Source organism: Candidatus Chloroploca sp. Khr17 (genome assembly GCF_004138165.1).
Classification (GTDB): domain Bacteria; phylum Chloroflexota; class Chloroflexia; order Chloroflexales; family Chloroflexaceae; genus Chloroploca.
On the sequence record NZ_RYFF01000098.1, the window covers coordinates 1 to 8,839 of the forward strand.

Below are 8,839 nucleotides of genomic sequence, written 5' to 3' on the forward strand. Positions count from 1 at the left end.
GGCTTGGAACGCCACACCTTTGACTTTCCCAACCGTCAGCGTTATGGCCGTTTACAAATAATTTAGGACTGCTATATTAGCGCTCAGACGAAGGAGATAGACAATCTTGTACTGAATATCTTCCGCGTCCCTGCTTATGAGCGACATTTGCTTGAGGATTTGAGCGAGTACTCTATTAACTACTTCTATTGGTTTAAGCAAAAGAATCGAAACGCAAATGGCACTGCAGCTGTTAGGCGTCCTAGTCTAGATATGCTTAAAACATATGCTACGACTTTTGCCGATGCTGTTTCAAATGTTCTACAATATCAAAATGAGCGACTAAACGCAGTTGTGTATCAAAACGGAACACCGCTTAGTGTCGTCGGGTTCCTCCTAACCGACCAACGCAATGCACAAGAGGTACAAGTTGTCGAAACCAAGCAAGCCATGAAAGAGCTTCTGCGTCGCCTTGATAAGGCACTCCTAGAGCAAAAGTCGCCCTCACTATTTAGCCGTCGTCACGTTAGAATCTATGACGGGGATTGGCTTTATTTAGTGCGCCCAAGTGAGCAGCGCTTCTGGACGCGTACTCTCGCACGAGCTGACGCTGATAGTACAATAGCGGAAATGATGAATCGAGCCGAAAAACACCGGGACTAACAAGAATGCACCCACAACTATCGCTTCACGTTCCAGAATCGAGTGTTGGACATTCGGATAGATTTCAAATTCCGTGGGAAACATTTGTAATGATGGCACTAAGTGTCACCATCAAAGGGTATTTACTCTTGAGAGCCGATCAAAAGCCCAAGAAAGATTGGAACGAAGATACATTTACATCCAGCTTGGGCGAGGACTATATACACCATGTTGCGTATGAGCATAACATCTTCGTTATTGTACGGTCGAAGGTTCATACAGAGCAGATAAAATCTGGCGAAGTGTTAGCAAAGACAGCGAAAGAAATGGATATGTGGCTTTACGGTGCTTGGGAAAAGAGCTATAGACAGCGTAGATTTGTCTGGGAAGCCAAGCTAATTGCAGATAGAACTTCTAGCGAAGCATATAAAAATCTTGTCGCAGAGTATGTCAGTCAAGGGATGTTCAGATTTATTGACGAGGAATATGCACGCGAAGTACCCGATGCAGGAATGTTAGGGTATATACTATCAGGTAGTTCATCAGCTATTGTCGCTCAAATCAATCAAAGCATGAAGGAACCACAACGTCACCGTAAATTAAAGGACTCAGATTACTTACACTCACACAATCCTGTGGAAAATTTTACGGATATTTACCAATCAATTCATAATCGTACAGCCTCAAAAAATAAAATCCGCCTATTCCATTTGCTACTATCCTTTAACTTTTCCTAGATTTTCCGGATTCTGCGCCCGAACACCGCTGTCCTGAGAAATCCCTCTTCGGTTATGGGGTCTCCACAGGAGCAGGAGCGGCCTTGGAAGGCGCTGGGGTGATCTGGTAGCCGAGTTTCTGTGCATGTCGGGTCAACTGCTTGCGCTCACGTTCCTTGCGCCCTTCATCGGCGGTCGTGCTCTCCGTGTGGAACGGCTCGCCGCACAGCAGCATGGAATAGACCGTGCGCACAAGCTTGTGGCCCGTTGCCACAGTCGCTTGCTGCGGTTCCTTCCGCGCCCGCATTGCCTGGAAATAAGCATCGAACGACGAGTCTGAGCGCTCCACCGACTGGACGGCTTGCTGGAACGCTTGCCCATCCCGGCTGCTTCCCTTCATCGTCCGCGAGTGTAACACCTTGTAATGCCCCCCGTTTGTCAAACCACTCGGACGCCTTATCTGACCGACGGCAGGCGCGGCTCCGCCGCGGGCTTGCGAGCGGCGTAGGTCGTCGCTGCGCGTACGACCTACGCCGCTCGCACGCTCTGGTTTGGCGGGTCGGACGCCGGTGGCTGCTCCTTGGCGCGATACTCGTGAGGACTCAGGTAGCCCAGCGACTGGTGCGGTCGCTCGCGGTTGTACCACTCTAGCCAGTTCCTCACCGCGCGACGGGCCTCGGCAAAGCTCGTGAAGTTCTGCTGCCAGACGCACTCCTCCTTGAAGCTCCGAAAGAAGCGCTCGATCAAGCCGTTCTGCTCGGGCGTGGAGGGCGTGATGTACTCCTGCGTAAGCCGGTAGAAGGTGCAGGCCTCACGGAAGCGCCGGCTGAGGAAGACCAGACCGTTGTCACTGCGCAGCACCGGTGTCTCACCCGTCGGTCGGAGCGTCCCAAAGCGCGTAAGACACGCCATCTCCAGCGCCCGTTCCGCCTCCTGGGCTCGTCCGCGCAGTGCGAACTCCCAGCCCACAAGCTCGCGGTCGTGGCAATCGATCACCGCGACGAGGTGACCCCAACCATCGGCTCCACAGGACACGTGCGAGATGTCCATCGCCCAGCGCTCGTTGGAGCGGTCTGTGCGCGAGCGCGACTTTTGTACCCGAGGCTTGGGGCTCGTCTCGCGCTGGCGGATCATCCAGCGCTGCTCGCGCATCAGCCGATACACCTTCTTGCGATTGATGGTCAATTTGTCGCGCTTGCGCAACAACGCGCAGATACGGCGATAGCCGTAGGTCGGGAACTCCTTGATGAGGGCCTTGATGCGAGCAATCAGCAGCGCGTCCTGGGAGAGTTCCAGGGGCTGATTGGTCTCGCTCGCGGCAGCCTGTGCAGCTTCGGCCTCGTACACTGTCGAGCGCGTGACGTTCAGGACGCGGCAGATACGGCGGAGCGACGCCTTGGGCATCGCCTCCTTTACTCGTCGCGCATCTGCCGCATCGAAGGGTTTGCTTTCGACGCCTCCTTGAGGATGTCGATGTCCATGACCAGCTCGCCAACCTTGCGCTGCAGGCGCTTGATTTCCTGGTTCTTGAGGGCCTCATCGTCCAGCGGTCGGCTCCGCAGGGCGTTCTCGGCGCCACCGAGGAAGCGCTCCTTCCACTGCTCGATTTCGGCGACGGTGAGGTCGTGCCGGCGAGCAGCCTCGGCCGCGGTGGTCTCGCCCCGCAGGATCTCGAGCACCAGGGCAACTCGGCGCTTGGCCGTCCAGCGCTTAAGGGTCTCGTCGTTGGATGTCTGCTCGTTGCTCATCAACTCCACCTCCCTGTCTGACTACTGGTCAGTATGTCATCGTGGTGGTCTGCCTGTACAGGGGGGCAGTATAACCTGTCCACCCGAGATGTCAGTGTGCGGTGCTAGCCCCAGCCAGGATGCAACGTGCTTGACCGTTGGAAACCGGCTCATATTGGTACCGATCTCTGACAAGATGGTCTGCACCGTCGCGGCCGACAAGCCCGTCACGTCCACCAGGTCGCCCCTATAATTACCCCTAGAAACTAGACCACAACAAATGCAATGCGCTGTAAAGCGTTTTTACCGAATTGTGGGGGGAGCATGACCAAGAAACGCCAACAACGGAGTGCCGACTTCAAATTCCGTCTGGCCCTTGAAGCGGCCAAAGAGCAGAAGACGCTCAGTCAACTCGCAAGCGAATACGAGGTGCATCCGACGCAAATCACCCAATGGAAGAAGCAGTTGCTCGAGGGCGGCAGCAGCCTGTTTGGTCGTCAGCAGGTGCGTGAGCAGCAGGCGCAAACAGCGCGTGAAGCCGAACTCTTCGAGCAGATTGGCCGCCTCCAAATGGAACTGGCGTGGGTGAAAAAAAAGTTGACCGTTTCGGTTGAAGCGAAGCGGTCGCTCCTTGAACCGGATCATCCTGAACTGAGTATCCGGTGTCAGTGTGCGCTGCTCGGCCTCCATCGTGCATCGTATTACTATCAGGCCCAGCCCATCGATCCCCTGAATCTCGACCTGTTGCGCCGGATTGATCAGCAGTATATGGAGACCCCCTTTTATGGCGTTCCCCGGATGACGGCGGTGCTCCGGACGCAGGGGTATGCCGTCAATCGCAAACGCGTGCGCCGATTGATGCGCCAACTCGGCATCCAGGCCGTGATGCTGCGCAAGCGCCCCGCAACGAGCACGCCAGGTCACCGGATCTATCCCTATTTGCTCCGTGATCAGGTGATTGATGGCCCCAATCAGGTGTGGTGTGCGGATATCACGTATGTCCCAATGCCGCTCGGCTTCGTCTATCTGGTGGCGATCATGGACTGGTGGAGTCGCTTCATCATCGCGTGGGAGATCGCCACGAGCTTGGAGGGCAGTTTCTGCTGCGCGGCGTTGGATCGCGCACTCCTGCGCGGGAAACCGACTATGTTCAACACCGACCAGGGCAGTCAGTTCACGGCCCAGGCGTTCACCAGTCGCCTGGAAACCGCCGGCGTCCAGATCAGCATGGACGGTCGCGGGCGCGTGTTCGACAACATTTTTATCGAGCGCTTCTGGCGGAGCGTGAAGTACGAACATCTGTATCTCCACGACTATCAGTCGGTGCCGGCGGTTGTGGCCGGGGTGCGGGGCTCTATGGACGTTTACAACACGCAACGACTCCACCAGAGTTTAGCGTACCGGACGCCCGCAGCTGTCTATGGCGCAGGCTAAGCCGGGGCGGACCTGGCGCGGCAGCCGCAGGGTAGCAGACCGGTCAAGACCACCCGAGGCATGGTGGAATGTGTCGGGACAGTCGGTCTTGACTCGGCCTGCTGGAGGCTGCCTAACCGCGCCATGACACACCCAAAACCATTGACACTCGGTTGCTTATTTTCGTCCTTTAGTGGTCTTGACAAAGGGGGTAACCATACCCCACGATCCGGACGAGTTGCGCGCGAGTGCTCGACGCTGGTGCATGCTTGGTCTTCGACTTACGCTTGACCGGTGGTAGATCTGGTACTGGGGCGCTTGGTGTACCCCGCGACTCCATTGCCACAAGCATCTGCGCCAACTGGAAGCGCGGAACTCGACGAGTCGGCCAGGGTCACGCGCACACGCGACCATCGCACAGAGGATCGCCTGCCCGGTTATGCCAGTAATGTCACGCAACACCAGGCTGCGTTAGCGGTTCATCTGGGGCAGCGACGACGCCACCGGCACGTTCCTTCCCGCGCCGATCAGGGCGTGGCGCAGCCAGACGGGGCGGGAAGCGGGCCATCGCCATCTCACTCAGTGCGACCAGGTTGGTTTCGATCATCTGCGTTCGCCTCACCGCACGTATGCGGCAGTAGAGCACAAAGAGAGTCAAACATAAAACATAGGTCTATATTTTAGATGGTGGCCTTGGCTGTCGTATCGTAGGGGCGATGCACCTGATCCTGCTGCATCGCGTAGCGACTCGACCCGCACGGGCGGGTGCGTCGCCCGGCTCCATGCGGCGGCGCCGGGGCCATCCAGGGCGACGCACATCCACCGACCCGGCGCGGCCCAATGGTATCGGAGAGCAATGGCGGTCGGTAGGGTATCCGGTGCGGCGGGCCTTGCCTCTGACCACGAAGACACCCCTACCCTCGCCATGACCCCAAATTGCCTCATCTTTGACTCTTTTTGACTCATTGACACATGTGTGCAATAACGGTACGATAGGCTTATCCTCTGGGGATGCGGCGCTGGGCGCACTGAGGGAACCCGTCAGGGGCCAGCATGGCCGCTTCAGCGTCAGCTATCGGCCCACCAGTATCTTGACAAGGAAGGAAGGTCAGGGTAGCATGGTGGCACGGTAAACATGGAGGATCTATGGCCGGGAACGACCGGGCCAACGAAGGACGTCAGGCGGGGGTACCCGCCCGCATTTCCGAAACAACGCATCGTGAGCTACGCTATGTGGCTGCGGTCTGGTCGCTCAGCGCGAAGGACGGCGCGCCGACGACGATTCGGAGTCTGATTGATCTGGCCTGGGAGACGTTGAAGCAGCAACGCCCAGAGGTGGTTGAGTTGCTGAAACGGGTCGATTCAGCTGAGGCTGATTGACGAAACCCACGGATTCTGCGAACCCACCAGTCGTGCGCATCTGCCCTTCCTTCCGCGACCGATGGGCCTCATGAGGGAGATGATTGATGGACGTGCTGCCCCTTTGTGGTTGGCAGGGTCTGCGCACACGTACCCTGCACCCGTCCCGCTTCCTAGGTTGGAAGGATGTCCGTTGGACGTTCCCATGTGAAGAAGGTGTCGTTCGGGTGGTCTGCATCGGCAGACCACCGCAGTGCCGCCACCTCGTCGGAGGTGGTCAATGAAGCTGACGCATCGTCCGCGCATCACGGCGCATGGGTGCCACGTTCCCGGCGATCCGGGCGCTGGCTTGACCGAACTCGCCGACGCGCTCCTGGTGATGACGGCTGTGCCGGAACTGGCGGAAGCCTTCCGGATCGCGCATCAGTTCACCAGCGTTGAGGCCCAACGCCAAACCCGGCGGCGCACGCTGACGCAGGCCGCTGAGACGCTGCGTACGCAACTCGCCGCATTGACGGTGCACCTGGGGGAGGCTGCCTGATGTCGAAGCGTACCGCGCTCTACCTGCGCTGTTCAAGCGTGGATCAAGTCAAGCACGGCGTCAGCATCCCCGACCAACTCGCCCGCTTGCGTGCCGAGGCGAAGAGCGCTGGCGAAGTGATCGTCGCCGAGTTCATCGACCAGGCCCGTTCTGGCACGAGCGCGGCCCGCCGCGAGGAGTTCCAGAAGTTGCTCACGGCGGCCCGCCGCCGTGAGTTTGACCGGGTACGCGTCGAGAGTGTTGACCGCGGCCATCGCAACGATATGGAGCGCCGCCAGTTCGAAGCGGAGCTGCAGACGTTCGGTATCCAGGTGCTCTATGTCGGTGAGCCGGAGAAGCAGGCCCCGCAGTATCGTAAGTTGCAGCGCGGTATCCGCGGCGTGCTGGCCGAGTGGGAGGTCGATGAGACGAGCCAGCGCACCTACAAGCGCCATCGCTTTCGTGCCCAGCAAGGCAAGTGGCGCGGTGGGAACATTCCGTATGGGGTTCTTCCTGACGGCCAGGGCTGGTTCATGCCTGATCCCGAGAGCTATGCGGTGCTGCTCTGGATCCTGGGCAAGCGTGGTGAAGGGCTGAGCTATCATACGATCACGCGCATGCTTAATGAGGGGATCGTGCTGGAGGAGGGAGCCAAGCGACAGGTTCCACCAACCCCAGGGCTGTTGATCTACCAGCGCCGGCCCTACCTGGAGCGCCAAGATCCGGAGACGGGCGAGGTCATCCATGTGCCCCGGCGGGTTCCCGCAGGAACCTGGATTGCCTTCACGGTCAATGAGATCTGCCAGAAAGCGGTTGATGGCGTCTATGCGGGCGTGCTGTGCTGGGGCAAGCATGCCAATCGGTTTCGTGAGGATGCGGACGGCAACCTCAAACAGCCGGTGCGCGTGGAGACCGGGAAGCCTCTGGTGCCGGACGCAATACTCCGTCGCGTGCAGGCGGTGGAACTGGCGGTGCAAGACGGGACCGCTGCGACGATCTCACCCGCCAACGCCTACCTGCTCGCCTCATTGCGCTGCGGTCTCTGTGGTGAGGCTATCCATGGCTATACCAGCACCAAATACAAGGGGGACAAGACGTATCGGTATCGCAAATATCGTTGTGCCGGGCGGGTCAACAAACCTGGCGCATGTCAACTCCCCATGCTCGACGCTGCCGAGCTTGAGCAGGCGGTGTTGGAGGTGGTGCTGGCTGATGTGCAGGAGCGCAGTCAGGAGGCGCTGCTCGCCGAGATCAACGCGGCGATGGAGCGACGTCGGGCCGAACTGGAGAAGGCCATCGAATGTGCGGAGGATCGCCTGGCGGAACGAGAACGACGACGGAGTGCGGCGATGGACGCGCTTACCTTCCAAGTCAAGCATGCCTCGGAACGGGTTCGCGCCGCGTTGGTTGAACATGCCGACGATGCTCTGGCAGCCTGTGACGAGACCGAAGCGCAGATTCGTACGCTCCGGCTTGGCGTAGCCGTCCTGGATGAGAAGGCCCGCACGATTGAAGTGACCCTCACGGATCCGTTGTTAGATCCCGCCCACTGGAGCGAACCTGAAGCGCATTTCGCGCTCAAGCGCGCCCTGAACTTTCTGGTTCATGCGATGACCGTGCGGCAAGAAGGGCCGGGAGCCTACTACATCGAAGTGGAACTCTATGAAATTCGTGAAAATGGCTCGTTCGAGAGCGCGTGGGAGTCGAACCCACCGACGAAGTTCGTCACCCCGCCCGCTGGTTTTGAAGACCAGGGCAGCCACCGGGCCACATCCGCTCTCGCGGTGATTGTAGCCTGATCTTGTCCTTTGTGTCAATCGCATCTGCTGCGTGCGCTCCTGGTTGATGACCTCGACCGCGCTTGGTAATCTCTTGACGGCTAGCGTACAAGCTGTTACACTGTCCGGGATACAACCGGTATACCGATTTATGAAACGGGCTCTGCCTGACATGAGTGCGCGATGCCTCGCCCAAAATCCCTAAATGACCTCGGTGCGCCTGGCGCAGAAGGCGGCCTGAACCAGCACGCCTATCAGCAGATCCGGCGACGTATTCTTGATGGCGAGTTGCGGCCGTCAAGTCCCCTCTCGGAACACCAACTGGCCGTGACGCTGCAGCTAAGCCGTACACCGGTGCGCGAGGCGCTCAAGCGGCTTGAAAAGGAAGGCCTTGTGCGCTCTATCCCGAGCCGCGGTACGTTTATTACTGAGCTCACTGCCCACGATATCCTGGAGATCTACCAGGTTCGTGAGTGCCTCGAGAGCCTCGCTGCCCGGATCGCTGCTGAGCAGATGTCACCCTCCGATATCCAAGCGCCCTATGTGCTAGACTACCTTTGGACACCATGCTCCCAAAAACCCGTTGCATGCAGGGCGGTACGAGAGGATCGTTGTGATGACTACCCACAGCCCTGAACAGCCAGCTCCCGCCGCCGAAACGCTTGACACGGAAACCCCGGTACGGCCTCCGTCATCCTGGTCGGC

The 8,839-nt window shown here is 58.7% G+C and carries 12 protein-coding genes, 1 tRNA gene and 1 pseudogene; 7 read left to right on the forward strand and 7 right to left on the reverse strand.

What is annotated here, in order from left to right; translation table 11 throughout:
• The first annotated feature begins 147 nt into the window (after window positions 1-147).
• Together EKD05_RS24530 and EKD05_RS24535 are read left to right on the forward strand one after the other, a co-directional pair.
• Window positions 148-642: a hypothetical protein gene (locus tag EKD05_RS24530; RefSeq protein ID WP_129678130.1), complete on the forward strand. Its 495-nt coding sequence runs from the start codon at window positions 148-150 to the stop codon at window positions 640-642.
• Between the two features lie 89 nt (window positions 643-731).
• Window positions 732-1,358, forward strand: a complete 627-nt coding sequence (locus tag EKD05_RS24535; protein WP_129678132.1) for a hypothetical protein — start codon at window positions 732-734, stop codon at window positions 1,356-1,358.
• Between the two features lie 52 nt (window positions 1,359-1,410).
• Here EKD05_RS24535 and EKD05_RS24540 read toward each other — a convergent pair whose 3' ends face one another.
• The 4 genes from EKD05_RS24540 to EKD05_RS27055 all read right to left on the reverse strand — a co-directional run bounded on the left by EKD05_RS24540 (window position 1,411) and on the right by EKD05_RS27055 (window position 3,301).
• Window positions 1,411-1,755 (reverse strand): RlmF-related methyltransferase, encoded by a 345-nt coding sequence (locus EKD05_RS24540; protein ID WP_129678134.1) that lies wholly within the window; start codon window positions 1,753-1,755, stop codon window positions 1,411-1,413.
• A 110-nt stretch (window positions 1,756-1,865) separates the two neighbouring features.
• Window positions 1,866-2,741, reverse strand: coding sequence for an IS3 family transposase (locus EKD05_RS24545; RefSeq protein WP_129678136.1), 876 nt, complete (start codon window positions 2,739-2,741; stop codon window positions 1,866-1,868).
• Between the two features lie 8 nt (window positions 2,742-2,749).
• Entirely contained in the window at window positions 2,750-3,085 is a 336-nt protein-coding gene (locus EKD05_RS24550; protein ID WP_129678138.1) for a transposase, read from the reverse strand.
• Window positions 3,086-3,121: 36 nt separating this feature from the next.
• Window positions 3,122-3,301 carry a transposase gene (locus EKD05_RS27055; protein WP_370374941.1) on the reverse strand — a complete coding sequence of 60 codons (180 nt, stop codon included), beginning with the start codon at window positions 3,299-3,301 and terminating at the stop codon, window positions 3,122-3,124.
• An 87-nt stretch (window positions 3,302-3,388) separates the two neighbouring features.
• Between EKD05_RS27055 and EKD05_RS24560 the strand changes: the two genes are divergently transcribed.
• Complete coding sequence (locus EKD05_RS24560; RefSeq protein ID WP_129678140.1) at window positions 3,389-4,498, forward strand: IS3 family transposase; 1,110 nt, start codon at window positions 3,389-3,391, stop codon at window positions 4,496-4,498.
• 430 nt (window positions 4,499-4,928) lie between these two features.
• Here the strand turns inward: EKD05_RS24560 and EKD05_RS26155 are convergent, their stop codons facing one another.
• Entirely contained in the window at window positions 4,929-5,084 is a 156-nt protein-coding gene (locus EKD05_RS26155) for a hypothetical protein (RefSeq protein ID WP_165360956.1), read from the reverse strand.
• 539 nt (window positions 5,085-5,623) lie between these two features.
• On the opposite strand from EKD05_RS26155, the gene EKD05_RS24565 reads away from it, so the two are divergent.
• The 3 genes and pseudogenes from EKD05_RS24565 to EKD05_RS27360 form a co-directional block, all read left to right on the forward strand.
• Window positions 5,624-5,857 (forward strand): hypothetical protein, encoded by a 234-nt coding sequence (locus EKD05_RS24565; RefSeq protein WP_097650480.1) that lies wholly within the window; start codon window positions 5,624-5,626, stop codon window positions 5,855-5,857.
• A 259-nt stretch (window positions 5,858-6,116) separates the two neighbouring features.
• A complete protein-coding gene (locus tag EKD05_RS24570; RefSeq protein ID WP_129678142.1) occupies window positions 6,117-6,377 on the forward strand; it encodes a hypothetical protein in 261 nt (86 codons plus the stop codon).
• Window positions 6,377-7,501, forward strand: a pseudogene (locus tag EKD05_RS27360) (recombinase family protein); the annotation flags it as partial. The gene EKD05_RS24570 and the pseudogene EKD05_RS27360, both read left to right, overlap by 1 nt.
• On the opposite strand, the gene EKD05_RS26945 reads toward EKD05_RS27360, so the two are convergent.
• Together EKD05_RS26945 and EKD05_RS26170 are read right to left on the reverse strand one after the other, a co-directional pair.
• Window positions 7,382-7,771, reverse strand: a complete 390-nt coding sequence (locus tag EKD05_RS26945; RefSeq protein WP_240695925.1) for a hypothetical protein — start codon at window positions 7,769-7,771, stop codon at window positions 7,382-7,384. The pseudogene EKD05_RS27360 and the gene EKD05_RS26945 overlap by 120 nt on opposite strands.
• A gap of 271 nt (window positions 7,772-8,042) precedes the next feature.
• A tRNA-Sec gene (locus EKD05_RS26170) sits at window positions 8,043-8,137 on the reverse strand.
• A 180-nt stretch (window positions 8,138-8,317) separates the two neighbouring features.
• On the opposite strand from EKD05_RS26170, the gene EKD05_RS24580 reads away from it, so the two are divergent.
• Window positions 8,318-8,770 (forward strand): GntR family transcriptional regulator, encoded by a 453-nt coding sequence (locus EKD05_RS24580; RefSeq protein WP_129678146.1) that lies wholly within the window; start codon window positions 8,318-8,320, stop codon window positions 8,768-8,770.
• Window positions 8,771-8,839: the final 69 nt, after the last annotated feature.